The organism is Nocardia callitridis (assembly GCF_039543305.1).
Classification (GTDB): domain Bacteria; phylum Actinomycetota; class Actinomycetes; order Mycobacteriales; family Mycobacteriaceae; genus Nocardia; species Nocardia callitridis.
In genome coordinates, this window is the sequence record NZ_BAABJM010000001.1 from 315,562 (window position 1) to 340,952 (window position 25,391).

The 25,391-nt window shown below is 67.4% G+C and carries 22 protein-coding genes; 13 read left to right on the forward strand and 9 right to left on the reverse strand.

Annotated features, from left to right (window positions below; translation table 11 throughout):
* Window positions 1-53 precede the first annotated feature (53 nt).
* Entirely contained in the window at window positions 54-980 is a 927-nt protein-coding gene (locus ABEA50_RS01430; RefSeq protein WP_345493131.1) for a quinone oxidoreductase family protein, read from the reverse strand.
* Window positions 981-1,283: 303 nt separating this feature from the next.
* Between ABEA50_RS01430 and ABEA50_RS01435 the strand changes: the two genes are divergently transcribed.
* Both ABEA50_RS01435 and ABEA50_RS01440 read left to right on the forward strand, forming a co-directional pair.
* Complete coding sequence (locus tag ABEA50_RS01435; RefSeq protein ID WP_345493132.1) at window positions 1,284-2,120, forward strand: AraC family transcriptional regulator; 837 nt, start codon at window positions 1,284-1,286, stop codon at window positions 2,118-2,120.
* A gap of 10 nt (window positions 2,121-2,130) precedes the next feature.
* Window positions 2,131-2,562 carry a VOC family protein gene (locus ABEA50_RS01440; RefSeq protein WP_345493133.1) on the forward strand — a complete coding sequence of 144 codons (432 nt, stop codon included), beginning with the start codon at window positions 2,131-2,133 and terminating at the stop codon, window positions 2,560-2,562.
* 6 nt (window positions 2,563-2,568) lie between these two features.
* Here ABEA50_RS01440 and ABEA50_RS01445 read toward each other — a convergent pair whose 3' ends face one another.
* The 3 genes from ABEA50_RS01445 to ABEA50_RS01455 all read right to left on the reverse strand — a co-directional run bounded on the left by ABEA50_RS01445 (window position 2,569) and on the right by ABEA50_RS01455 (window position 5,764).
* Window positions 2,569-3,381, reverse strand: a complete 813-nt coding sequence (locus ABEA50_RS01445) for a carbohydrate ABC transporter permease (protein ID WP_345494602.1) — start codon at window positions 3,379-3,381, stop codon at window positions 2,569-2,571.
* 101 nt (window positions 3,382-3,482) lie between these two features.
* On the reverse strand, window positions 3,483-4,427 hold the full coding sequence (locus ABEA50_RS01450; RefSeq protein WP_345493134.1) for a carbohydrate ABC transporter permease: 945 nt from the start codon (window positions 4,425-4,427) through the stop codon (window positions 3,483-3,485).
* Complete coding sequence (locus ABEA50_RS01455) at window positions 4,424-5,764, reverse strand: ABC transporter substrate-binding protein (RefSeq protein ID WP_345493135.1); 1,341 nt, start codon at window positions 5,762-5,764, stop codon at window positions 4,424-4,426. The genes ABEA50_RS01450 and ABEA50_RS01455 overlap by 4 nt, the downstream gene beginning before the upstream one ends.
* Before the next feature lie 206 nt (window positions 5,765-5,970).
* Here ABEA50_RS01455 and ABEA50_RS01460 point away from each other — a divergent pair, with 206 nt between their 5' ends.
* The 4 genes from ABEA50_RS01460 to ABEA50_RS01475 are packed head-to-tail and all read left to right on the forward strand — an operon-like array spanning window position 5,971 to window position 10,513.
* Entirely contained in the window at window positions 5,971-8,223 is a 2,253-nt protein-coding gene (locus tag ABEA50_RS01460; RefSeq protein WP_345493136.1) for a carbon starvation CstA family protein, read from the forward strand.
* A complete protein-coding gene (locus ABEA50_RS01465; protein WP_345493137.1) occupies window positions 8,220-8,438 on the forward strand; it encodes a YbdD/YjiX family protein in 219 nt (72 codons plus the stop codon). Before ABEA50_RS01460 ends, ABEA50_RS01465 begins: the two co-directional genes overlap by 4 nt.
* Before the next feature lie 48 nt (window positions 8,439-8,486).
* Window positions 8,487-10,007, forward strand: a complete 1,521-nt coding sequence (locus ABEA50_RS01470) for an Ada metal-binding domain-containing protein (RefSeq protein WP_345493139.1) — start codon at window positions 8,487-8,489, stop codon at window positions 10,005-10,007.
* Window positions 10,004-10,513, forward strand: a complete 510-nt coding sequence (locus tag ABEA50_RS01475) for a methylated-DNA--[protein]-cysteine S-methyltransferase (protein WP_345493140.1) — start codon at window positions 10,004-10,006, stop codon at window positions 10,511-10,513. The genes ABEA50_RS01470 and ABEA50_RS01475 overlap by 4 nt, the downstream gene beginning before the upstream one ends.
* A 102-nt stretch (window positions 10,514-10,615) precedes the next feature.
* Here ABEA50_RS01475 and ABEA50_RS01480 read toward each other — a convergent pair whose 3' ends face one another.
* Complete coding sequence (locus ABEA50_RS01480; protein WP_345493141.1) at window positions 10,616-13,759, reverse strand: SMC family ATPase; 3,144 nt, start codon at window positions 13,757-13,759, stop codon at window positions 10,616-10,618.
* A 73-nt stretch (window positions 13,760-13,832) separates the two neighbouring features.
* Window positions 13,833-15,020 (reverse strand): exonuclease SbcCD subunit D, encoded by a 1,188-nt coding sequence (locus tag ABEA50_RS01485; protein WP_345493142.1) that lies wholly within the window; start codon window positions 15,018-15,020, stop codon window positions 13,833-13,835.
* 410 nt (window positions 15,021-15,430) lie between these two features.
* On the opposite strand from ABEA50_RS01485, the gene ABEA50_RS01490 reads away from it, so the two are divergent.
* Window positions 15,431-16,507, forward strand: coding sequence for a DUF6542 domain-containing protein (locus ABEA50_RS01490; RefSeq protein WP_345493144.1), 1,077 nt, complete (start codon window positions 15,431-15,433; stop codon window positions 16,505-16,507).
* Window positions 16,508-16,824: 317 nt separating this feature from the next.
* Here the strand turns inward: ABEA50_RS01490 and ABEA50_RS01495 are convergent, their stop codons facing one another.
* On the reverse strand, window positions 16,825-17,835 hold the full coding sequence (locus ABEA50_RS01495) for a 4-hydroxy-3-methylbut-2-enyl diphosphate reductase (protein WP_345493145.1): 1,011 nt from the start codon (window positions 17,833-17,835) through the stop codon (window positions 16,825-16,827).
* 186 nt (window positions 17,836-18,021) lie between these two features.
* Here ABEA50_RS01495 and ABEA50_RS01500 point away from each other — a divergent pair, with 186 nt between their 5' ends.
* The 4 genes from ABEA50_RS01500 (at window position 18,022) to ABEA50_RS01515 (ending at window position 20,631) form a co-directional block, all read left to right on the forward strand.
* Window positions 18,022-18,639 carry a lipid droplet-associated protein gene (locus ABEA50_RS01500; protein WP_345493147.1) on the forward strand — a complete coding sequence of 206 codons (618 nt, stop codon included), beginning with the start codon at window positions 18,022-18,024 and terminating at the stop codon, window positions 18,637-18,639.
* 134 nt (window positions 18,640-18,773) lie between these two features.
* Window positions 18,774-20,024 carry an exodeoxyribonuclease VII large subunit gene (gene xseA / locus ABEA50_RS01505; protein ID WP_345493148.1) on the forward strand — a complete coding sequence of 417 codons (1,251 nt, stop codon included), beginning with the start codon at window positions 18,774-18,776 and terminating at the stop codon, window positions 20,022-20,024.
* Between the two features lie 2 nt (window positions 20,025-20,026).
* Window positions 20,027-20,287, forward strand: a complete 261-nt coding sequence (locus ABEA50_RS01510; RefSeq protein ID WP_345493150.1) for an exodeoxyribonuclease VII small subunit — start codon at window positions 20,027-20,029, stop codon at window positions 20,285-20,287.
* Complete coding sequence (locus ABEA50_RS01515; protein ID WP_345493151.1) at window positions 20,284-20,631, forward strand: VOC family protein; 348 nt, start codon at window positions 20,284-20,286, stop codon at window positions 20,629-20,631. Before ABEA50_RS01510 ends, ABEA50_RS01515 begins: the two co-directional genes overlap by 4 nt.
* Before the next feature lie 402 nt (window positions 20,632-21,033).
* Here ABEA50_RS01515 and ABEA50_RS01520 read toward each other — a convergent pair whose 3' ends face one another.
* Window positions 21,034-21,600, reverse strand: coding sequence for a DUF4245 domain-containing protein (locus ABEA50_RS01520; RefSeq protein WP_345493152.1), 567 nt, complete (start codon window positions 21,598-21,600; stop codon window positions 21,034-21,036).
* A 120-nt stretch (window positions 21,601-21,720) separates the two neighbouring features.
* On the opposite strand from ABEA50_RS01520, the gene glpX reads away from it, so the two are divergent.
* Window positions 21,721-22,764 (forward strand): class II fructose-bisphosphatase, encoded by a 1,044-nt coding sequence (gene glpX / locus ABEA50_RS01525; RefSeq protein WP_345493153.1) that lies wholly within the window; start codon window positions 21,721-21,723, stop codon window positions 22,762-22,764.
* A 123-nt stretch (window positions 22,765-22,887) separates the two neighbouring features.
* Window positions 22,888-24,294, forward strand: coding sequence for a class II fumarate hydratase (locus ABEA50_RS01530; protein WP_345493155.1), 1,407 nt, complete (start codon window positions 22,888-22,890; stop codon window positions 24,292-24,294).
* 246 nt (window positions 24,295-24,540) lie between these two features.
* Here ABEA50_RS01530 and ABEA50_RS01535 read toward each other — a convergent pair whose 3' ends face one another.
* Window positions 24,541-25,386, reverse strand: a complete 846-nt coding sequence (locus tag ABEA50_RS01535; RefSeq protein ID WP_345493156.1) for an acyl-ACP desaturase — start codon at window positions 25,384-25,386, stop codon at window positions 24,541-24,543.
* Window positions 25,387-25,391: the final 5 nt, after the last annotated feature.

Here is a 25,391-nt window from a genome sequence, read left to right on the forward strand (position 1 = left end):
CTACGCGGTGAGCGCGCCCGCCCGGCCCTCGCCCGTCGCCGACCCGCGCGCCCTCACGGAACAAGCACCACTTTGCCGAGATTGGTGCGCTGCTCGATCACCCGGTGCGCCTGCGCCGCGTCCGCCAAGGCGAAGCGGGCGTGCACAGCTGGACGTACTTGCCCGGAGTCGTAGCAGTGCCAGAGTTCGGTGCGCCATTTCTCGTACAACTCGGGTTGCCCCATGGCGATGCGCGCCATCTGGAAGCCGATCACCGATTTGCCGCCGACCAGCAGGTCGTAGGCCTGGATGGTGCCGCCACCGGAGCTGTAGGACACTAGTCGGCCGCCGGGGACGATCGCCGCGATGGCTGGGGTGAGCAGGTCGCCGCCGACCGCGTCGAGCGCGTAATCGACGGGTTCCCCCCAGGACTGCTGCCCGTACTCGATCACCTCGTCGGCGCCGAGACCACGCACGAACGCGGACTTGTCGAGGTTCGACACCGCGGCGACCACACGCAACGCGCCACACACGCGCGCCAACTGGAGCGCGAGATGACCCACACCGCTGGCAGCGGCGGTGACCAGCACGGATTCGCCGTCCTTGGGGTCGGCGGCATCGAGCGCGCCGAGTGCGACAAGGCCGCTACGGACCAATGCCACGGCGTCGACGGCGCAGGCCCCGTCCGGGATCGGTGAAGCCATCGCCGCGGACAACAGCGCGTAATCGGCGTAGCCGTGTCCGAACACCAGCCCCGTCACCCTGTCGCCCTCGGCGTATTCGGTGACACCCGCACCGACCGCGACGACCGCGCCCGCGACCTCACCGCCCAGCGCGATGGGCTCGCGCTGCTCGCGAACCTTGCGCACCACCGGCAATGTCACGCCGATGGCCTCGACACGAACCAGCAGTTCGCCGGGACCTGGCGTCGGTTCGGGGACGCAGACGAGTTCCAACACTTCGGGACCGCTCTCGCCGCGCTCGTATTGGACCCGACGCATCAACACCTCCAGGGATCATTTCGACCGAGCAACGGTAGCGACCTTGGGTTTGACACGACAGTGAATTTCATCGGATGAATCGCGTGTTGGGTCGCGGAGTGCGGTCGCAGACGCTCGGAACAGGTGTTTCGGCGGCTTTTTGAGTGGCTGGATTTTGTTGGGGTGGTGGGTTTCACCGGGTGGTTGGTGGCGTGTGTGCAAGGTTGGCACTGCATTGGGCGCAGTTGGGCTTGGGGTTGGAGGGGTGGGGTCGCTGGGAATGATGGGGCGTGACCGTGTGGTGTGGGGAGTAACGTCGGCCGCATGGAGCCGACCTCGGAGGTCGTGATGGCGCGGCCTGCGCCCGTGCTCGGGGCGTTCATCGATCGGTACGTGGGGTACCGGATGGTGGGTTTCGCCCCAGGGCTGCATCGGGGACTGCCGTCTCGACATATGACATTCATCGTCGGGATCGGGCACACCATCGACGTGATCGCGCATACCGACCCGGCGCAGTCGCCGGGCGCGTACCGCGGGGTATTGAGCGGATTGCAGGCCAGCAATGCCTTGATCGCGCACGACGGATACCAGGAGGGCATCGGGATCGAGCTGACACCGCTGGGGAGTCGCGCGCTGTTCGGGATGCCCGCGGCCGAACTGTGGGACACGACGGTGGAGTCGGCGCACGTGCTCGGGCCCCCGGGTGCGCGATTGTGGGAGCGGTTGCAGTCGACGACGCGGTGGTCGCGGCGGTTCGCGGTGTGCGACGAGGTACTCGGCGATCTCGTGCGGCCCGATCGCGTCGTCGGCCCGGAGCTGACCTGGACGTGGCAGCGCATCGTGCGGTCCGGCGGCACCGTGCGGATCGGCGGGTTGGCCGCTGGAATCGGTTGGAGCAGACAGCATCTCACCCGAAGATTCGACCAGGAGTTCGGCCTACGACCGAAACTCGCGAGCAAGATCACCCGCTTCGAACGCGCACGCAGAATGCTGGGCGACGCCCCGTCCTACAGCACGATCGCGCAGGTCGCGGCGGTGTGCGGTTACTACGACCAGGCGCACCTGAATCGCGATTTCGCGGAGTTGGCCGGTACCAGCCCTACGATGTGGCTGGCGGAGGAGATTCCATCTGTCCAAGACGAGCCGGGGTTCGCGGGGTGAAACTCGGGACATGACCGAATCAACGCAATCCACAGCAACGAATACGACCACCAAGAGTGCGGTCTGGCCGTGTCTTTCCTTTCGTGACGCGCGGGCGAACGCCGAGTTCCTTGTCCAGGCGTTCGGCTTCGAGATCTCGGCGCTCTACGCCAGGAACGACGACCCATCGATCGTCGAGCACGGTGAATTGCGCTGGCCGCTGGGCGGCGGCGTGATGTTCGGTAGCGCACTGCCCGACGGCGGCCCGTTCAAGGGCCGCGCGCCGGGTCAAGACTCGGTATACCTCGTGTGCGATAACCCCGACGGCTTGTTCGAACGCGCGCAAGCCGCAGGGGCCGAGGTGGTGCGGGGGCTACGCGACGAGGATTACGGTTCGCGCGGTTTCAGCGCCCGCGACCCGGAGGGCAATGTGTGGAGCTTCGGCACCTACTGGGGTAGCTGAGTAGCTTCACCGCCCGCCGAGCCCCGACATGGCGATGCCGCGGATGAAGGCGCGCTGCGCGAACGCGTAGATCGCCAACAACGGCAACAGAATGATGATCGAGGTGGCCATGAGCAGTGGCCAATCGGTGGTGTATTGCCCCTGGAGACGGATCAAACCCAGTGTGACCGTGGCGATGTCGTTGTTCTGGATCATGATCAACGGCCAGAGGAAATCGTTCCATACGGTGATCCAGGTGAGCACCGCGAGCACCATCAGCGCGGGTCTGGTGTGCGGCAACAACACTCGCCAATAGACCTGCCAGGTGGAGCAGCCGTCGAGAATGGCGGCCTCCTCGAGTTCGGCGGGTAGCGAGGCGAAGAACTGGCGCATGAGATAGGTGCCGAAGGCGTTGCCGAACAGGCCGGGCAGGATCATCGCCCATGGCGAGTCCACCCAGCCGAAGGTACGCATCAGGATGAACTGGGGCAGCACCGTGACGGTCAACGGGACCATGAGAGTGCCGAGGTAGGCGAGGAAAAGGGTTTCACGGCCGCGAAACCGCAAGCGCGCGAACGCATATCCGGCCAGTGAGCAGAAGAAGACCTGACCCGCGGTGACACACAGGGCGTACCCGGTGGTGTTGAGCAGCATCCGACCCAGCGGCAGTGTGTCGAACACCTCGCCGTAGTTCGCCCAGCGTGGCTGCTCGGGCACGAGATTGGGTTGCCCCAGTTCACCGTCGCGTTTGAGCGACCCGGATACCGCCCACAGAATCGGCGCCAGCGCGCACCATGCGATGGCGACCAGGATCAGATACATTCCGGCGCCGCGCAGCATCCGGCGGACGGTCGCCCGCTGCGCGGTGGTTCCGGGGGAATCCTTTGTCGCGAGCACGGTGTCGCGGTCCTGGGTGTTGCGCCGCAGCACGTCGGAAACACTCACGCGTCCACCTCTCCTCGGCGCGCGAACCACAATTGCGCCACCGTGAGCACCAGCAGGATCGCGAACACCACCCACGCCAATGCCGCGGCGTAACCGACCTCGAAGAACGCGAACGCGTGCTGGAACAGCATGATGCCGAACAGGTAGGTGCCGGTCTCGGGTTGCCCCTCCCCGCCGGTCAGCGCATAGGCCTGGTCGAATGCCTGCACCGTATTGATGACGGTGATGACGAAGACGAACGACAGCGGCCCGCGGATCAACGGCAGGGTGATGGCGAAGAACCGGCGCACCCCACCTGCCCCGTCGATCCGCGCGGCCTCGTACAACTGCTCGGGCACACCCTGCATGGCGGCCAGCAGGATGACGGTCGCGAACGGCACGCTCTTCCACACCGTGACCACGCTCAGCGAGACCAACGCCCAGTTCGGGTCGGTCAGCCAGGGCACAGGATCGATGCCCACCCACCCCAAAGCGATGTTGAGCAGCCCGTTGTCGGTGGTGAAGATGAACCGCCACACCACCGCCATCGCGACCGTCGAGGCGACCAGCGGCAGAAAGGCTATGGTGCGAAAAAGCGCTATTCCCTTGAGTTTTCGGTTCAGTGCCGCGGCGACGGCGAGCCCGATCACCACGGTGGGCACCAAGGTCATCACGGTGAACAGCGCGGTGTTGCGCATCGCGATGAGAAACAGCGGGTCCGAGCCGAAGAGTCGGCGGTAGTTGTCCAAGCCGACGAACCGCATGGGCCCGAACAGATCCCACGAGTGAAAGCTCAGATAGAACGAGAATCCGAGCGGAAACAGCAGGAACACCGCGACCGCCGCCAAGTTCGGCGTGATGAACAGCCATGCCGCACGTTCCCGTTTGACGGCGAGGCGGGAGGCCACGCCGTCGTGCGGCGCCGAACGGCGCGGCTTGCGCGCCCGCGTGACGGTGCTCATGAGGTGGCCTCCAGCACACCGTTGACGTCGGCGGTGAACTGCCCGGCCAGCGAATCCGCGGAGTCGGCGCCGCGGAACACTCGGTTGGTGCTGCGCTCGGCCAACGCCTTGATCTTGCCCCAGGACGGAGTGATGGCCAGTGGCCGTGAGTGATCCGGCCCTTCGGTGAACACGCTCATGTTCTCGACATCTGGGTGTGCCTCGGCGAAACCGGGCGAGTTCATCGCCGATTTCAGGACGGGGACGAATAATCCGGAGGCCGCGATGATCTCCTGCCCCACCGGACCGGTCGCGAATTTCACGAATTCCCAGGCCTGTTCGATGCGCGGGCTGTCGGCGGCGATCGAAAGACCCGTCGACCCGACGTCGGTCACCGCGCCGGGCCCGCCGTGCGGTCCGACCGGGAGCACCGTCACGTCCAGCGGCACCTCATCGATTCCGGTGAATTCCGAATACAACCAGTGCCCACCGAGCGCCATCGCCGCGCGCCCACCCTGGAACATGTCGTTGGCCGACACCGACATCTGATCACCGACCTGCGGCGCCACCCGGTGTCGCACCGCGAGATCGGCGTAGAACTCGAACGCTTCGACGAACCTGGGGTCGTCGGAATTGGTCTTGACCGGATCGACCGACGGCGTGAACCATTCCACGCCGTTGTTCAACGCGAAGCAGGCGGCCGAGTAATACGGCACCCACGGGTCGGCGAAGCCCCACACCTTCGTGCGACCCGAAGGTTCACGACGAGTCAGAGCCTTTGCCGCATCCAGGAATTCGGCGTAGGACCAGGCGTCGTCCCAATGCGTCGGCGGCGTGATCCCGACTTCGTCGAACATCGCGCGGTTGTAGTACAGGAATACACCCGACCATTGCTCCGGCAGCGCGTACTGGCCACCGTGGTAGGCGAAGGTGTCATACATCGCCGGATAACTGTCGGCACGCAACGACGCCGCGTACTGCGGCTCCTTGTCCAACAGGGTATTCAGGTCGAGCAGGACACCGCGGTCGGCGAGACTCGCGTACAGCATCTCCCACGCCATCAGCACGTCAGGACATTTGCCGCCCGCGCAGTAGGTCATCATCTGCTGCAACGGGTCCGGGCCGGACAGGATGGTGCGAATCTTGATGTCGGGGTGCAGTTTCTGGAATTCGTCGATGATCTTCAGCCGCACCTTCGCTTCTTCCGGTCTGGCCTGGAAGAAGAAGGTGAGGGCGTCGTCATCGGTCGAGCAGGCCGTGGTCGACGCCAGCGGCGCGGCGAGAAGCGGTGCGGCCAATGCGGAACCCAGCAAACTTCTGCGGCTGATTCGGGCGGCGGGCGGACGCGGTTGCAGCACGGACTCCTTCGAAGCGGGTGTGTGGCTTCTTCGGTGGTACACCAGGGCAACGAGATTGCGACCCGGCAATGTGACACCTGTCACCATGAACAATATTTCACGTGCGCCGGTCACGGGTACGGAATCAACACGACGCCGCGCGGCGATCGGCTACGTTGATGACTGCTCGAGCAAGATCCTGCGTGTTTTACAGGGGAGTAGAAGCGATGGCGACCATCGAATACCTGCGGACCGACCCCGATCTGCCGCCCGTCGGCGTGGTCGATCGGTCACCGATCACACCCGCGAAGAAGGCGATCTTCGCGGCCATCGCGGTGGTCGGCGCTATCGCGTGGGTGATCCTCGCCGTCTCCCGCGGCGAGTCGGTGAATGCCGTGTGGATCGTGATCGCCGCGGTAGCGACCTACATCGTCGCCTACCGGTTCTACGCGCGCTTCATCGAACGCAAAATCGTCAAGCCGCGCGACGACTTGGCCACGCCCGCCGAGATTCTGGAGAACGGCAAGGACTTCATGCCGATGGACCGGCGGGTGCTCTACGGGCACCACTTCGCCGCCATCGCCGGTGCGGGTCCGCTGGTCGGCCCGGTACTCGCCGCGCAAATGGGTTACCTGCCCGGCACCATCTGGATCATCGTCGGCGTGGTGTTGGCCGGTGCCGTCCAGGACTACCTGGTGCTGTGGGTGTCGATGAAGCGTCGGGGCCGCAGCCTCGGCCAGATGGCGCGCGACGAACTCGGTGTTGTCGGCGGTTGGTCGGCGATCATCGGCATTCTCGTGATCATGATGATCCTGCTCGCGGTGCTCGCGCTGGTGGTCGTCAACGCGCTCGCCGACAGCCCGTGGGGTGTCTTCTCGATCGGCATGACCATCCCGATCGCCCTGTTCATGGGTATCTACCTGCGCTACATCCGGCCCGGCAAGGTCGGCGAGGTCTCCGCCATCGGTTTCGTGCTGCTGATCCTCGCGATCCTGTCCGGCGGCTGGGTCTCGGAAACCAGTTGGGGCGCCGACTGGTTCACTTTCTCCCCGGTCACCCTGTCGTGGCTGCTCATCGGCTACGGCTTCATCGCCTCGGTGCTTCCGGTGTGGTTGCTGCTCGCGCCGCGCGACTACCTGTCGACGTTCATGAAGGTCGGCACCATCGCCCTGCTCGCCGTCGGCATCCTGGTCACGCTGCCGGTGTTGAAGGCGCCCGCGGTGTCATCGTTCGCCGCGGCGGGTAACGGTCCCGCCTTCGCGGGCAGCCTGTTTCCGTTCCTGTTCATCACCATCGCCTGCGGCGCACTCTCGGGTTTCCACGCGCTCGTCTCCTCCGGCACCACCCCCAAGCTGTTGGAGAAGGAATCGCACACCACGATGATCGGCTACGGCGGCATGCTGATGGAGTCGTTCGTCGCGGTGATGGCGATCATCACCGCGTCGATCATCGATCAGCACCTGTACTTCGCGATCAACGCGCCAGCGGGGCTCACCGGTGGCACCGCGGCCAAGGCCGCCGAATACACCAACGGACTCGGTATCGCGGGACCACCCGCGACCGAAGCCGAATTAGCCAAGGCCGCAAGCGATGTCGGTGAGGCGAGCATCATCTCGCGCACCGGTGGCGCGCCGACGCTGGCGATCGGCATCGCCGAGGTGTTCCACAAATTCCTCGGCGGTGAGAGCCTCAAATCGTTCTGGTACCACTTCGCGATCATGTTCGAGGCGCTGTTCATCCTCACCACCATCGACGCGGGCACCCGGGTCGCGCGCTTCATGGTCTCGGATGCGCTCGGCAACTTCGGTGGCGCGGCACGCAAGTTCCGCGACCCGTCGTGGCGGGTCGGCGCCTGGGTGTGCTCGGCCGTGGTCGTGGCGGCGTGGGGGTCGATCCTGCTGATGGGTGTCACCGATCCACTCGGCGGCATCAACACGCTGTTCCCGCTGTTCGGCATCGCCAACCAGTTGCTCGCGGCGATGGCGCTGACGGTCGTTCTGGTGATCGTGGTGAAGAAGGGCCTGGTCAAATGGGCCTGGATCCCGGGCATTCCGTTGGTGTGGGACCTGCTGGTGACATTGACGGCATCGTGGCAGAAGATCTTCTCCGCCGACCCGAAGGTCGGCTACTGGCAGCAGCACAGCCTGTGCCAGACCGCGCAGGAAGCGGGCAAACTATGCCTGACCGCGAAGACACAGGAAGACATGTCCGCGATCGTGCGCAACACCTTCATCCAGGGCACCTTGTCGGTGGTGTTCGCGGCGCTCGTGGTGATCGTGACGATCGCGGGCGCGCTCGTCGCGTTCCGCGCGTGGCGCAGTGGCGTGGTCTCCGACACCGAGACGCCGGAGGAGCCCTCGAAGATCTTCGCGCCGAGTGGCCTGCTCGCCACCGCCGAGGAGAAGCAGGTGCAGCGCGAATGGGACGAGTTGATCGCCGAGGGCAAGGTACGAGCGCCCGGCGCGGCGCACGCGCAATGACCCCGATGAGCCTGCGCGGTGTGGCGCGCGCCTGCGCGAGCGGCGCGCGGGCGGGCGCGTGGTGGTTCAACGGCATTCTCGGCGGCGGCGATTATCAGCGCTACGTCGAGCACATGCGGCGCAACCATCCAGGCAGCGAGGTGGCGAGCGAGCGGACGTATTGGCGCGAACGCTACGCCGAGGCGGACGCGAATCCGGCCACGCGCTGCTGCTGAACGGTGGTGGCTGATTTCCGCTAGCGCGGCGGATGTTCAGCTGCCATTGTGGGTGTCGTGACCTTCACGACGTTGGACTTCGAGCAGTGCTATCGCGCTGTCTCGACCAGAGACGCACGATTCGACGGACAGTTCTTCACGGCGGTCAAGACCACCGGAATCTATTGTCGCCCCTCGTGTCCGGCGATCACACCGAAGCAGACCAACGTCTCGTTCCTACCCACCGCCGCCGCGGCGCAACAGGCGGGCTACCGCGCGTGCCGCCGCTGCCTGCCCGACGCGGCACCCGGCTCGCCACTGTGGAACACCCGCGCCGACCTGGCCGCGCGGGCGATGCGGCTGATCGGTGACGGCGTGATCGAACGCGGCGGAGTGCCCGCCCTCGCCGCAACGCTCGGCTACTCACAGCGGCAACTGACCAGGGTGCTCACCACCGAACTCGGTGCTGGCCCGCTCGCACTGGCCCGCGCGCATCGGGCACACACCGCGCGCTTGCTGATCCAGACCACGAACATGCCGATGTCCGACATCGCCTTCGCGGCGGGCTTCGCCAGCATTCGCCAGTTCAACGACACCGTGCGGGAGGTGTTCGTGGTGAGTCCCAGCGTCATGCGCGCGGAGGCCCAGCGCGCGGGCACCAAGCAACGGGTCGTCCCGGCGACCAACGGCTCCCTCACCCTGCGGCTGCCCTACCGTGCGCCGATCGATCGCGCCTGGTTGGAATGGTTCCTCGCCGCGCACGTGGCACCGGGCGTCGAACTGTGGGACAACAACACCTACACCCGCAACCTGCGCACCCCGCACGGACACACCACCGCGCGCCTGAGCTTCCAGCGCGACCATGTGCGCGCCGAACTGGCCATCACCGATATGCGCGATCTGGCACCGACCGTCGCTCGGCTGCGTCATCTCCTGGACCTCGACGCCGATCCGGTGGGGATCGACGAGGCGATCGGCGCGACGGAAAACCCTGGCGACCGACCCACCCTGCCGCCAGGCATCCGCGTGCCCGGCTGCCTGGACGGCCCGGAGTTGTTGCTGCGCACCATGATCGGACAACAGATCTCGGTGGCCGCCGCGGCCACCCACACCGCGCGGCTGGTCGCGGCACTCGGCGAGCGGGTGGAAGGCCCACTGCCGCTGCTGTTTCCGACACCCGAGGTGGTCGCCGAACGAGGCACCGAGGTGCTCACCGGTCCAGCGCGACGAGTCCGTTCGATCGTGCGCGCCGCCGAAGCGCTCGCCTCCGGTGATCTCGTGCTGCACCAGGGTAAACCCGCCGCCGAGTTGCGCGACGACCTCCTCGCCTTGGAAGGAGTCGGCCCCTGGACCGCCGACTACGTGACGATGCGGTTGCTCGCCGACCCGGATGTGCTGCTCGGCACCGATCTGGTGGTGCGCCAGGGCGCGACACTGCTCGGCGTCGACCTGGCCGACACCACACGGTGGGCGCCGTGGCGCTCGTATCTGTCCATGCACCTGTGGAAGGCCGCTCTCGCGGCGCGAAACACTCCGACCGAATCCATCGCGGCCGCGGCCGCCATCGCGAAAGCGGGGATCTCCGTATGACCACCACCGTTCGGCACGCCGACGTCGCCACCGTCGCGACCCCGCTCGGCCCGTTCACCACACTCACCGACACTGACGGCATGGTCCTGGCCTCCGGCTGGACCGGCGACGCCGAGAACCTGCGCACCCTCGTCCACGCCGCGTTGCGCCCGCAGGAATTGCGCCGCCGCGACGACCTCGGCGAGGTCACCCGCGCGGTCACCGCGTATCACGAAGGCGACCTGACGGCGATCGACACGATCCCGGTGCACCAGCGTTCCGGCGAATTCCTCACCCACGCCTGGGATGTGCTGCGCAAGGTACCCGCGGGCAGCCCACTCACCTACACCGAATTCGCCGCCGTCGCCGGCCGCCCCCAGGCCACCCGCGCCGCCGCCAACGCCTGCGCCCGCAACGCCGCGGCCCTGTTCGTCCCCTGCCACCGCATCCTGCGCATCGGCGGCGCCCTCGGCGGTTTTCGCTGGGGCTTGCCCGCCAAGCGATGGTTGCTCGAGCACGAGGGGTGAGCAGCGTCGAGCCCGTGATTGCCACGCGCGGCGTCCGTGCTTCCACAAACTCGCTCGTCGGACAAATACGGTGGGTGAGGATCGCCGTTCGCCGGGTGCCGCTCAGGCCACAGTGGCACGCAGGTGTGAGCCTTGGCGACCGCGCAGGACGTGTAGGCGGCTCGGGATGCGTTGGCGCATCTCGTCGACGTGGCTGACGACGCCGACCACCCTGCCGTTCTCACGCAGTTCGTCGAGTACGCCCATCACCGCGTCGAGGGTGTCGGCGTCCAGACTGCCGAAGCCCTCGTCGATGAAGAGGGTGTCGAGCATGACGCCACCGGATTCGGCGGCCACCGTGTCGGCCAGGCCGAGCGCCAAAGCGAGTGCCGCCATGAAGGTTTCACCGCCGGAGAGGGTTTTCGCCGGACGCACGAGGCCGGTGTAGTCGTCGCGGATGTCCAGGCCGAGGCCGCCGCGACGGCCACGTGGTCCCGCCCGATCGGAGTGAACGAATTCGTAACGGCTACCGGACATTCGACGCAACCGCACCGACCCCGCTTGCGCGACTTCCTCCAGTCGAGCGGCAAGGACGTAGGAGCGCAACGACATACGGCGATTGTTCGCGCCACGGCCGGCGACCACGTCGGCCAAACCGTCCAGCTCCTCGAATACGCGCTGCGCGGGCTCGATACGCTCCACAGCCGCCCACAGTTGGCCGGTAAGGCCCTCCAACTGATTCACCCGCCGCTTCGCCTCGGCATGGACGGCGACAGCCTCGTCCAATCGCGTGCGCGCCTGCGCGAGGGCCGCGTCTACCTCGGCCGCATCGTCGGGTTCGGTGTCCGCCGCCGCCCGCACTTCGGGCTCGGACAGCACCGCTTTCGCCGCGGAATACGCGCTCTCGGCGGCCGCGAGCACGGCCTCGATCTCTTCCTGCCGCGCCGAGGAACGCGCCGCGTCGGCGACGAGTTTCGCGTACGCGCCCAGCCGCTCGACCGCTGCTTCTATGCGGGCGGCATCGTCGGGAGCAGCGGCGTTATCGTCCTGCGTCGCAGTGGGATTGTCGGACATGCTCTCGGAGTCCCAGACCCAACCCGCCCCTTCCTCGATGACGAAACCCGCTGTCCGCGCGAGGTTCGCCACCCGAGCGGCGACCGAGGACACTCGCGCGTGCGCATTCAGCACGTGCGAGCGCGCCGCACGCAACGCTGTCGCCTCCGCGATCATCGCCTCGAGGCGAGCCGCCCTGCGCTCGATCACACCGTCGGCACCGGCGGCCGCGCGCAGCCGCTGCGTGAGCTCGGCCAACCGCGCCGTGCCCGTCGCGATCTCGGCGGCGACCGCACCGCGCCGACTCTCCAGCTCGCGCGCCTCGTCGTGCAGGCGGGACTCGTCGGCACGCAACCGGGTGAGCTCACCATCCCGCTGGTCGAGCAGACCCGCGAGATCCCTGGTGTCCTGGTAACTGTCGGCGACCCGGTTCAGCTCCCTGGTCAGCTGCGTCATGTCGCTATCCCCGCCGCGCGCGGACAATGCCTCGATCTCCCGTTCCAAGGCCGACAGACGCGCCTGCACCCGATCGCGGGCCGCCTCCGCGGCACGCTCGGCCTCGACGGCGACGTCCTCGGTTTCCTTGGCGACAGCGGTCGCGGCGACCTCGGCCGGAGCCGGGTGCTCGACGCAACCGCATACCGCACAGGGCATTCCGGCGTCGAGCTGACCGGCGAGTTCGGCCGCCATCCCCGCCAACCTGCGCTCACGCAGGTCGAGCACACGCTCCTTGGCATCGTTGTGTACCGCGCGGGCGGACTCGAGTTCGTTGGTCGTCCGGTCGTGATCGTTTCTGCGCGCGGCCAATTCGACGGCCGCCGTGGCGGAGCTCTGCAACCGTTCGCGCTCGGCCGCGATCGACGGCAAGGTCGTGGCCGCGGTACGCGCCTGCTGTAACGCCGCCTCGGCCGCGGTGAGTGCGGCGGGCAACCGGTCGCGTCGTTCGGCGAGCTGTGCCCCGCGCGCGGTGAGCTTCTCGTCCTCGACGCGCCACGTGGCCAAGTCCGCGGCGAGCCGATCCGCCGCCGCGGCATCCGCTCGGACCTCGTCCAGCACGCCGACCTGACCGCTCCACTTCCGAACAGCGGCGTCCAGATCCGCGTCCGGGTGCACCAACGGCACGTCGGAATCGGCGTTCACCAGCCGCGCGCCCGCGAGATCCGCGCCAGCGGGCTCCAGCAGCAGCGCCGCCAATCGCGCTGCCGCCGATCGGGATTCCTCCTCGCGCCGGCGCCCCTCGCGCACCTCGTCCCGCGCCTCGTCCAATGCCACAGCCACCGGTTGCGCCCGCCGGGCCGTCTCCAGCTCCGACCGCAGTGCCGTGCGCCGATCCGCCCCGGCGTCGTATTCGGCGAGCTGTGCCGTGGCCACCGCCCTGCGCCTGCGCAACTCCCGCAGCTGACGTTGCCGTTCGCCGCGCGCGTAGGCCGCCTCCGAATCCGCCTTGCGCCGCCCGACTTCGGTCGTGGCCTCGGTCAGGTCGGTTCGTGCGGTGGCGAGCAGCTGCTGCGACCAGTTCACCGCTTCCAGCGGGCCAACGGTCTCGGTGGCCGGCTCACCCGCGGCGATGGTCACCTGCCCGACCAGACGGTCGATCGCTTGCTTCTGCGACTCCAACTCCGCCGCCGAGGCCCGACGACGATCCGCCAACCACGTTTCGGCGGTGCCGAAACGTTCGGTGTCGAAGAGCTTTTCCAGCAGCTTCTCGCGTTCCTCGTTCTCGGCGCGCAGAAAGCGCGCGAAATCGCCCTGCGGCAGCAACACCACCTGGAAGAACTGGTCGGCGCTCATCCCGAGCAGACGCACGATCTCGGTACCGATATCGGGCAGCCGCGAAAGGTTCTGGCCGTGGCCGTCCAACCAGGCCAGTGTCGCCTTCGCGTTCTCTTTGCGGGTGCCGTCGCCACGCAGCTTGGGTCGCTCGAATTCCGGTGTCCGGGTGAGCCGTAGCCGTCGGCCGCCGAGCGTGGCCTCCAGGGTCACCTGCGGCGGTGTCTGTGGCGGCGCGTGGTCGGAATGCAACCGCTTGTCCCCCCGTGCGCCGGGCACCTTGCCGTAGAGCGCGAAGGCGATCGCGTCGAGCACCGTGGTCTTGCCCGCCCCGGTCTGCCCGTGTAGCAGGAAAAGCCCGTCGGCACCGAGCGCGTCGAAATCGATCGCCGTGGTTTCGGCGAACGGCCCGAACGCCGTCATTTCCAATCGGTGCAGCTTCATCTCACCAACCGGTGCCTGCGCCGCGCAACCGAGTCGATCACGGCGCCAGGATATCTGGTTACGGCCGAGGCGGTCACGCCGTCAGCTCGTCGGCGTCGGCGAAACCGGCACCCGCCACGGTGACCTGGTCGGGTTCGGCGACCGCCGCCGCGAGCGCGCGCTCCAACCACACCACCTCGTCGTCGCTCGGCTCGCCACGCACATCGGCCAGAAAGCTCTGTGCCACCTCGATATCGCGGCGTCCGTGCACCCGTTCACGATAGTGCAACTCCGGATTGCTCTCGGGACGAATCCATTCCACGTGCACCGCGTGCGGGAATCGTTCCCGCAGCTTGCGCATGGGATCCACCGGGCGGGTGTCGTCGGTGAGCACAGCCGACACGTAATCGGCCTCGTGGTCGGCGTATACCGGCTCGGCGCACAGTTGTTCGAGCGTCCCGGTGAGTGTGCTCAGGCCGCGCACCACGGGCACATCCCTGCGTCGCACCGACGTCAGCCCCTCGGCGTCGAAGTCGATGATCCATACGGCCTTACGGTGTGAGCTCTCGCCGAACGAATACGGCAGCGGAGAACCGCTGTAGCGCACCGACTCCGCGAGTGTTTGTGGCGAATGCAAGTGGCCCAGCGCCACGTAGTCGATGCCGTCGAAGGCCGACAACGGCACCGTCTCCACTCCCCCGACCGAGATCGTGCGCTCCGAGCCGGTGGCTGTCGCACCCACGACAAAGGCGTGCGCGAGCACCACCGTGCGTGTTCCTGCCCGGCGCGCGATGTCGGCGCGGATCCTGCCCATCGCCGCGTCCAGGATGTCGGCGTGCGAACGAGCCTGCGGTACCTCGAGTTCGGCGCGGGTGATCTCCGGCTCCAGATACGGGATGCCGTAGCAGGCGATCTCACCGTGTTCGTCGGACAAGACGATCGGCCGGTCGACGTCGGCGACCGTGGTGCGCAGGTGCAATCCACCCGCGGCGGCGAAACTCGCTCCCGCGCCGAGCCGGGCGGGTGAATCATGGTTGCCCGAGGTCGCGACGATCTTCGCGCCCGCGGCGTGGATGGCCTCGAATCCTCGGTTGCACACCGCGATCGCGTCGGCACTGGGAATGGAGCGGTCGTACACATCGCCGGGGAGCAGCACCACGTCGACGGATTCCTCCCGCACCATGTCCGCGATCGCCGCGAGTGCGCGCGCTTGATCGGCAAGCAGATCGACCCCGTGAAAGGTGCGCCCGATGTGCCAGTCCGACGTGTGCAGCATCCGCATGTCGCGAAACCTAGGCGAGCCCACCGACACAATTCAATTGCCGCGCCCGCCGTGTCGGAGTATCCGCGAATGACGCGGCGTGTCGTGGGGCGTGTCCGTGAGCGCATGGACTATGTTGCGCGACCCGAAGACTCGCGGCCAGGACGGGGCCGGGACACACCGCGCCGGATTGTCCGAAATAGCTCGAACCCCTTCTCGGTGATCCACACAACCGGACGAGCACCCACCGCATCACCCCGGAGCGCGCGAAACGCCGACACCGTGCACCGCCGCACCCGGAATTCGGTGGGCGAGAGCGAGCGGCTATACCTCGAGCGTGCGGGCCTACATCATGCCAACCGACCTCGATCGTTATCGGCATCGGCCCTGCCGTAACACAACCGACCACGTTGACGGTTAGTGTTCAATACGTGGCTGCTTCCCAACGTCTGCAATCCAGGGTGCCCGCGCCGCAGCGTTCGATCGTTCCGACGGTGCCGGGTCTCCCGGTGGCCGCGGCGGTCTCGATCGCCGTCGTCTGCACGATTCTGGGGTTCTCGATCGACCTGCTCGGTGGCGGTTCCGACCTGACGGGCGCCTTCGCGACGTTGTATGTCCTCGGATGTGTGGTCGCGGTCTGCGTCGTGCGATACCGCGGATTGTTCAGCACCCTGGTGCTGCCGCCGCTGTTGTTGTTCCTCGCGGTCCCCTTGGCTTACGAGTGGTTGACCGGACACACCTCGACCTCGATCAAGGACATCCTGCTCAATCTCGCCATCCCGCTGGTGAACCGTTTCCCGGTGATGATGCTCGCGACCATGCTCGTGCTACTCGTCGGCGGTATTCGCGTGCTGATGGAACGCCGCGAGAAAGCCGCAGCGGAGCAGAGCGGCCGACCGCGCCGCAGCGAGACATTGAGTCGCGCGGCAGCAAAGCGCAAGCCCGAACGCACCCTCGGCCCCACCAAGCCGACTTCGGCCAGTGCGGCGCGGCGCCGCCCACGCCGTTCCGCCAAGGAAAGCGACGACTTCGACCAGGACGAGACACCCGCGCGAACCGGTCGGCGCGCTGCCGCCAAGGTCGCTGACGCCCCACCACGCGTAGCCACACCGGCCCGCGCACGCGAAGGCACACGGACGCCGACTCGTTCCGGATCCAGGCCGCCGGCGGGCGCCATGCCACGCGGCGAAGGCCGCCCACCCACCGGTGCGATGCCACGCGGCGAAGGCCGCCCACCGGCCGGAGCCAAACCACGCGGGGACGGCCGTCAGCCCACCGGTGCGATGCCACGCGGCGAGGGCCGCCCACCCGCTGGCGCGATGCCACGCGGCGAGGGCCGCCCACCGGCCGCCGCCCGGCCACGCGCTGACGGTCGCCAGCCGACGGGCGCCATGCCGCGCGGCGAAGCACCTCGCCGCCGCAACGACCCGCCCCACCCGCAACCCAATGTCCGCTACCGCGACCGTGATTCGGGCCGTGGCGACCGTCGCAGGCCGGAAAACCTATAAAGCTCGCGCGCACGTTTCACTGCCTGAACACCATTTCGCCAACCCCACTGCGCCGAAACACCCGAGAGTCACCCGAGCACACACGTTCCCGCCCTCGTCTCCGACTGCTGGCCAAGCGCCGCCGCAGTCCAAGTCAGTGAAACGCTCGGTTCCAGAGCGAGCGATACTGCGCCTCCAATCCGAATGGACAACGGCAAGCAGTCCGCGATCCCCAAGATCAACAGGACACGGGCGTGGGGAATGCCCCACGGTGACACCATTGAGTCCTGGTGATCTTGATTCCCCCGTTTGGTGGCTTTGTGTGTGGATCGTGCTAACTAGTCGCGAGCCGGGCGTAATTCCCTCGGCAACGCGAATACCAACGTCTCGTTCGCGGTTGTCACCGACTGCACCTCGCCGTAACCGTGTTCGGCGAGCAGGTCGAGCACGCCGCGCACCAGAATCTCGGGGACCGAGGCGCCGGAGGTGATGCCGACCGTGCGCACCCCGTCCAGCCAGCCGAGATCCACCTCACGGGAGTAGTCCACCAGGTGCGCGTCCCGCGCGCCCGCGTTCAGCGCGACCTCCACCAGCCGCACCGAGTTGGAGGAGTTGCGCGAGCCGACCACGATCACCAGATCGCATTCCGGTGCCATCGCCTTCACCGCGACCTGACGGTTCTGGGTGGCGTAGCAGATGTCGTCGCTCGGCGGATCCTGCAAACCGGGGAAGCGTTGACGCAGCCGGTGCACGGTCTCCATCGTCTCGTCGACGCTCAGGGTGGTCTGCGACAGCCACACCACCTTGGACTCGTCGCGCACGGTCACCTTGTCCGCCGAATCGGGACCGTCGACCAGTTGCACGTGCTCGGGCGCCTCGCCCGCGGTGCCTTCGACTTCCTCGTGGCCTTCGTGGCCGATCAGCAGAATGTCGTAGTCCTGCTTGGCGAAGCGCTTGGCTTCCTGGTGCACCTTGGTGACCAACGGGCAGGTCGCGTCGATGGCGTGCAGGTTGCGGCTGGCCGCGGACTCGTGCACGGTCGGCGCGACACCGTGCGCGGAGAACACCACGACCGAGCCTTCGGGCACCTCATGGGTCTCGTCGACGAACACGACACCGCGTTCGCGCAGCGTCTCGACAACGTGGCGGTTGTGCACGATCTCCTTGCGCACGTAGATCGGCGCACCGTGCTTCTCCAGCGTCTTCTCCACCGTTTCCACCGCACGATCGACACCGGCGCAATAGCCGCGCGGTTCGGCGAGCAGCACGCGCTTACCGGCACCGGGCTCGGCGGTCGTGGTGCCCGCCGAGCGAGCGATTCCGACGTTCAGGGGTATGGCCGAGGACATGACGACCAGCTTACGTGCGCATCGCGGCTGTCGTCTCGGCGCGGCATGGTAAGTACCGTCACCGCTGCCGCCGCCGGGTCGGGCGATCGCCACCTCGAAGCCCGGCTCCATGCGGCGAATCCGCCGGATTCGAGACGATGACACTTTCGTGTTTGCAGAGCACGCCATTTCGGGCAGGCTAGGACCATGTTTCGACCACCGTTTTTGGCCCGGGTTGCCGCCGGTGCCGCCGTATACGCGCTCGAAGAGACCCGCCGCTTACCCGCGACCGCGGTTCGTCTCCCGATCACCGCGGTCAGCCAGCTGCTGCAAACCTCCATGCACCTCCAACAATTCGTGACGAGTCTCGCGCTCAAGGGCGACACGGTCTTCGATCGACTGGCGCCCACGGAGGATCAGCCGGAGTGGGCGACCTTCGACGAGGACGAAGACAACGCCGCCGACCCGAACGCCACGGCGCGGGCCAGCCGGTTCGACCTGTACACCGCCGACGAGCCCGAGCCGGAAACGGCGAAGTTCCACGGTGCCACGCCGGTGCTGGCCGCGGTCGCCGACGAACCGGTCGCCGACGAACCGGCGACCGATCGCCCGCAGAGCACGCCGAGCGTCGAGGAGGTCGCCGAGCCCGAGGTCGCCACCCGCTACGATTACGCGGATATGACACTGGCCCAGTTGCGCGCCCGCCTGCGCATGCTGACCCTCGACGACCTCGCCGCCCTGCTCGACTACGAGCAGCGCACCAGGGCCAGGGCGCCGTTCGTGACCATGCTGACGAATCGGATCGCCACCGTGCAGGCACAGTGACCGAATCCCGCACCCCGCACTCGTCGACGGTTGGCCGGAACGAGTCCGGCCAACCGGCAGCGACCGCACGGCCCGACGACCGTTCCGCCGCAACGACTTCGACCCCGTCGAACTCCGCGGAGCACCCGTTTCCCGTGCGTTCGGTCGCCGTCAAGGTCGCGCAGTGGATCGACCGGCTCGGCAGCATCTGGGTGGAGGGGCAGATCACGCAGATCAATCTGCGCCCTGGCACCCGTACGGCGTTCCTGGTCTTGCGCGATACCTCCGCGGACATGTCGCTGTCGGTGACGTGCGATCCCGGCCTTATCCGCTCGTCGCCGATCCCGCTGCACGAGGGCAGCAGGGTGGTGGTGTTCGGCAAGCTCTCGTTCTATACCGGGCGCGGCACATTGTCGTTGCGCGCGTTGGAGATCCGACCGGTCGGTGTCGGCGAACTGCTGGCCAGGATCGAACGCCTCAAGGCGCTGCTCGCCGCCGAAGGATTGTTCGACACCAGACTCAAGCGGCCCGTTCCGTTTCTGCCTTCGACCGTCGGTCTGATCACCGGTCGAGCCAGCGCCGCCGAACGCGATGTCTGCACGGTAGCTGAAAATCGTTGGCCCGCAGTTCGTTTCAAGATCCACAATACGGCGGTACAGGGCCCGACCGCGGTAGCTCAGATCGTGCGCGCGATCGCCGACCTCGACGCCGACCCCGACGTGGACGTCGTCGTGCTGGCCAGAGGCGGCGGCAGCGTCGAGGATCTACTCCCGTTCTCCGACGAAGCGCTGTGTCGCGCCATCGTCGCGGCCACCACCCCCATCGTCAGCGCGATCGGGCACGAGCCCGACAGCCCGCTGTGCGATCTCGTCGCCGACGTGCGCGCCGCGACCCCCACCGACGCCGCCAAGCGCCTGGTACCCGACGCGGCCGCCGAGTCCGCGGGCGTGCGCGAATTGCGCGAACGCTCGGCGGCGGCGCTGCGCGGCTGGGTGCAACGCGAAACCCACGCGCTGAACCAGTTGCGGTCGCGCCCGGTGCTCGCCGATCCGCTACGCGAACTCGGCCACCGGCATGACGAAGTGGCCAGGCTGCGCGCTTCGGCGCAGCGTTGCGTCGAGCAGTTCGTCCGCACCGAGGCCATCGCGACCAGGCATTTGCGCGAGAAACTCACCGCAGTGGGCCCGGCGGCGACCATGGCGCGCGGCTACGCTGTTGTGCAGCGTGTCAATGGCACCGAACGACAGGTGGTGCGGTCGATCGAGGATGCGCCGACCGGCAGTCAGCTGCGGGTACGCGTTGCCGACGGCGCGCTCGACGCCGCCGTGCTCGGCGCCAAGGCACTGGGTCGCTCGAAGCGCCCTGCCACCGACAAGACCGACGACACCGACGCAGGGAGGAACTGACCGTGGCCGCATCCGGGAAGACCACCGACACCGAAACGGCACCCGAGCTGGCCGAGATCGCCACCTTCGGTTACGAGCGCGCCCGCGACGAACTGGTCAATGTGGTGAAGATGCTGGAGCAGGGCGGCATGGACCTCGACGACTCACTGGCACTGTGGGAGCGCGGCGAGGCACTGGCCAGCCGGTGCGAGGAACATCTCGCCGGTGCGCGCGAACGCGTCGAGAACGTCCTCACCCGCACCGAAGAGTCCGACGACGCATGACCCGCATCCGGCGCGCGACCCCCGACATCCACACCGACGACATCGCGCGCAGCCGCGAGTTCTATCGGCAACTCGGTTTCGAGGAGGCGATGGATCTCGGCTGGGTGGTCACGATGGTGTCGCCGACCAATCCCACCGCCCAGGTGCTGCTGGTCAGCCGCGATGCCGAACAGCCGAGTCCGAACATGAGCGTCGAGGTAGACGACGTCGACGCCGTGTACGCGGCCATGACCGCCGCCGACGCCGACATCGTCTACCCCCTGCGCGACGAGCAGTGGGGCGTGCGCAGGTTCTTCGTCCGCGATCCGAGCGGCACCATCGTCAATGTGGTCAGCCACAGCTGATCCGGCTCGCGGTCAGACGTAAGACCCGCGGCCCCAAGCGCATACCCGCGGCACGGCGGTCGGCGGGGTCCGCACCACTCTCGTAGTCCGTGATCGAAGCACGGATAGTCGCGGCAAGCGTCGCCGTTTCGCTCTCGATCGCCCCGGCCGCGATCACACCGCGTCCCATACCCGACACCACAGCACACGAGGTCAGCGCAGGCGCCCGGCTTCAATTCGAGCACAACGCGGCGCCGTGCGCTGAGAGCCGAGGCGAGCCGTCACCAATCCACTCTCGGCCGACACAACCGCGATCGCACCACATCTCACCCCGACACCACTCACACGACGTCGGCGCAGGCAGCCAACTTCAACCCGAGCACACACAGCGCCGCACCAGCAATAGCAGTTCGCGACCAGAGACTACTTCCGCAAAGGCTCAGCCGCGTCGATCGCCCGCGCCAACGTGTCGAACGCCGCGTGGTCGCCGGCGCCGGTGATCAGCACCCGCGTGCCACCGAGATCGGCGATCCAGGCCGTTTCCTCGCCCTTGTCGGAGTAGACAACCCACTTCCGGTCGCCGATCTGCTCGACACCGGAGGCGTAGCGCGAGTCGAGCACGAACCGCGCCAGGCCCTCCTCGCTGGCACTGCTCTGACTGAAGCGCATGTAGGTGTCCTGGTGGGTGACATACCCGACGGTGCTCACGGGTCCGCCCCCGGTGCCGCTGATGTTCTCCCTGCTGCCGGAGTTCGGTGTCCACTCGGCGGGCACGGCGGGGTCGCGGATCGGGAAGTCCAGGGTGTGCGCGTCCGACTTCAGCGCCGTGTGCACATCGAATTTCGGAATCTGGCCCTGCGTCGGACCATTTCCGGCGAAGCTGCACTGGCTGGCCAGGCCCGCGAAGACGACGGCGATCAGCACCAACGGGATCAGCGACCAGAACAGGTCGCGGTAGTCGTTGAGGATGCGCGGCTTCGGGGAGGACACGCCCCCAGTATCCACTCGGCGCACGGCCGTTCCTGGTGCGGGCCCCATGCGTGCACGGACCCGCCGGTCCGAAATGAGACAATCCTCCGGCAAGCACCGACCCACAGGAGGCACCCCGCAATGACGGCATCTTCTTCGAAACCGAGCCGCCGCGAGGCGCCCGACCGCAACCTCGCACTCGAACTGGTCCGCGTCACCGAGGCCGGTGCGATGGCCGGGGGCCGCTGGGTCGGTCGCGGTGACAAAGAAGGGGGCGACGGCGCGGCTGTCGATGCCATGCGTCAGCTGGTCAACTCGGTGTCGATGCGCGGCACCGTCGTCATCGGCGAGGGCGAGAAGGACGAGGCGCCCATGCTTTTCAACGGCGAATCGGTGGGTGACGGCACCGGCCCCGAGGTCGACTTCGCCGTCGACCCGATCGACGGGACCACGCTGATGTCGAAGGGTTCGCCCGGAGCCATCGCGGTATTGGCCGTCGCCGAGCGCGGCGCGATGTTCGACCCGTCCGCGGTGTTCTACATGAAGAAGATCGCCGTCGGACCGGACGCCGCCGATGTGATCGATATCTCGGCGCCGATCGGTGAGAACATCCGCAGGGTCGCCAAGGCCAAGAGCTCCTCGGTCTCCGACCTGACCGTGTGCATTCTCGACCGGCCTCGGCACGCCGAGTTGATCCAAGAGGTGCGCGACGCGGGCGCGCGAATCCGGCTGATCTCCGACGGTGACGTCGCCGGTGCGATCGCCGCGGCCCGCCCCGAGTCCGGCACCGACATCCTGGTCGGCACCGGCGGCACTCCGGAGGGCATCATCGCCGCGGCCGCGATTCGCTGTCTCGGCGGGGAATTGCAGGCCACCCTCGCCCCTACCGACGACGCCGAGCGCCAGAAGGCGATCGACGCCGGGCACGATCTCGACCGGGTCCTCACCACCGTCGACCTGGTCTCCGGTGAGAACGTCTTCTTCTGTGCCACCGGCGTCACCGACGGCGACCTGCTGCGCGGTGTGCGCTACTACGGCGGCGGGGCGTCCACCCAGTCGATCGTGATGCGGTCGAAGTCGGGGACAGTCAGGATGATCGACGCCTACCACCGGCTCACCAAGCTGCGCGAATACTCGTCGGTCGACTTCGACGGCGACGAGCAGGCGGCGGCGCCGCTGCCCTAGCGGCACAACGCAATCGCGCCGGGGCGCCGGGCCCGCTTCGTGGCCCGGCGGGCGCGCAAAGTGTGCTCGATGCCTCGCGCGCGCTCGCCCCACAAGCTTCTCCCGCGGCATATGGTCGAAAACATGACGGAGGAGACGCAGCAGTATCGGATCGAGCACGACACCATGGGCGAAGTTCGGGTACCCGCCGACGCCTTGTGGCGGGCGCAGACCCAGCGTGCCGTGGAGAATTTCCCGATCAGCGGACGGGGTCTGGACCGGGCGCAGATTCGCGCGCTCGGCCTGCTCAAGGCCGCGTGCGCGACGGTCAATCGCGACCTCGGCCTGCTCGATGCCGAGAAGGCCGAGGCCATCGTCGCGGCGGCCGGTGAGATCGCCGACGGCAAGCATGACGACCAGTTCCCGATCGATGTGTTCCAGACCGGTTCCGGCACCAGCTCGAACATGAACGCCAACGAGGTCATCGCCTCGATCGCCAAAGCCAACGGTGTCACCGTGCACCCTAACGACGACGTGAACTTGTCCCAGTCGTCCAACGACACCTTCCCCACCGCAACGCATCTCGCCGCCGCGGAAGCGTTCGTCAAGGATCTGATTCCGGCGCTCGACCATCTGCGTCTTGCCCTGCTCGACAAGTCCACCGAGTGGCGCACCGTGGTGAAGTCGGGTCGCACACACCTGATGGACGCCGTTCCGGTGACCCTCGGCCAGGAGTTCGGCGGCTACACCCGCCAGATCGCCGCGGGTATCGAGCGCGCGACCGCCGTATTGCCTCGCCTCGGTGAGCTGCCGATCGGCGGCACCGCGGTCGGCACCGGGCTGAACGCGCCGGACGGTTTCGGCGGACGGGTCGTCACCGAACTCGTGCGCTCCACCGGAATCGACACGCTACTCGAGGCCGAGGACCATTTCGAGGCGCAGGCCGCCCGCGACGGACTCGTCGAGGCCTCCGGCGCGCTGCGCACCATCGCAGTCAGCCTCACCAAGATCGCCAACGACATCAGGTGGATGGGTTCGGGCCCGCTGACCGGCCTCGGCGAGCTGCGACTGCCGGATCTGCAGCCGGGCAGCTCGATCATGCCAGGTAAGGTCAATCCTGTTCTGCCGGAAGCGGTTACCCAGGTGGCGGCGCAGGTGATCGGCAACGACGCGACCGTCGCGTTCGCCGGTGCCGGCGGCCATTTCGAGCTCAATGTCTACATTCCGGTGCTGGCACGCAACTTGCTGGAGTCGATTCGATTGCTGGCCAACGTTTCTCGGCTCTTCGCCGATCGTTGTGTTCGGGGTCTCGAAGCCAACGTCGAGCACTTGCGCACCCAGGCCGAGTCCTCCCCCTCGATCGTGACCCCGCTGAATTCGGCGATCGGCTACGAGGAGGCGGCGGCCGTCGCGAAAGAGGCGTTGAAGGAAAAGAAGACGATCCGACAGACCGTCATCGACCGTGGCCTGATCGGCGAGAAACTCACCGAGGAAGAACTCGATCGCCGCCTCGATGTGTTGTCGATGGCGAAGGTCGACGAAGCGAAATAATTCCCCGCCCGGCGCCGCAACAGCCGAGCGCCACGTTGGACACCCTCTTCCTACTCCAACGTGGCGCTCGGCCGTGGGCCCACACGAGGTGGACGCCCGTTAAATCGGCCCTGGTCGACCGCTGTTACACCGACCGTTGCCACTCTGATCCGACCACGGACCGCCGCCGATCACGTGCCATGACCGGCCGAAAATCCCCCGCCGCGATCTCGCTGACGCACCGGGGGAAGTTCGGACTCGTCGGGTTCAGTCGCGCAGGCGAGCCAGTTCTTCGCGCGCCTGCTCACCGTCGGCACCGAGGTCGGTGCGGGTGAATACATTCCACCGCCGCAACAGCGGGGCGAAGACCAGCTTGTCCTCGTCGGCGCGGTTGTAGATGCCCGCTTCGGCCAGTACGTCGTCGCTGCTGCGGCCGTCGGCCAGCGTCAGCGAAGGCACCCGGAAATCGGCGATCCGGTCGGCGATGGCCCGCACCGTCTGATCGGGCGCGAGGTCGAGCGCCGCGGCGACGAGGTCGGCGAAGAACGTCGACTGCAGTTCGTCGTCCAGCGCGATGCGGTCGGCGATCGCGGTGACGAGCGGGTTCTCGCCGAGTGCCGCGATATTGCGATGCCGGATGGCCGAGGCCGCCTCTTCGAAGGTGCAGGTGGCGAGCACATCGAGCAGGTGAAGGGCCGGACGACGGAAGCCTGCCGTCATGTGGTCCATTCGCCGCCGCTCCAGGTCCACCGGGTCCACCGACCTGGTGACCATGAGGTAGTTGCGGAGCGTGATCTCGTGGCGGTTCTCTTCCGCGGTCCACCGGCCGACCCAACGCCACCACGGACCGGTGCGCAGGTACTTGCCCAGCTCCCGGTGGTAGGAGGGCAGGTTGTCGGCGATCAGCACGCTGACGGTGAGCGCGAGCTTCGCGGTCTCGCTCAGCTCGGATTGCGAAGGGTCCCAGTCGGTTCCGCCGAGAAACGCGAAGTTGGACCCGTCGTCCCACGGCACGTAGTCCTGCGGCTGCCACCCGTCGGCGGCGTCGATGTGACGGCGCAGGTTCAATTCCACGTCCATCGCGAGGGATTCGAGTAACTCGCGGTCGGTCATAAGAG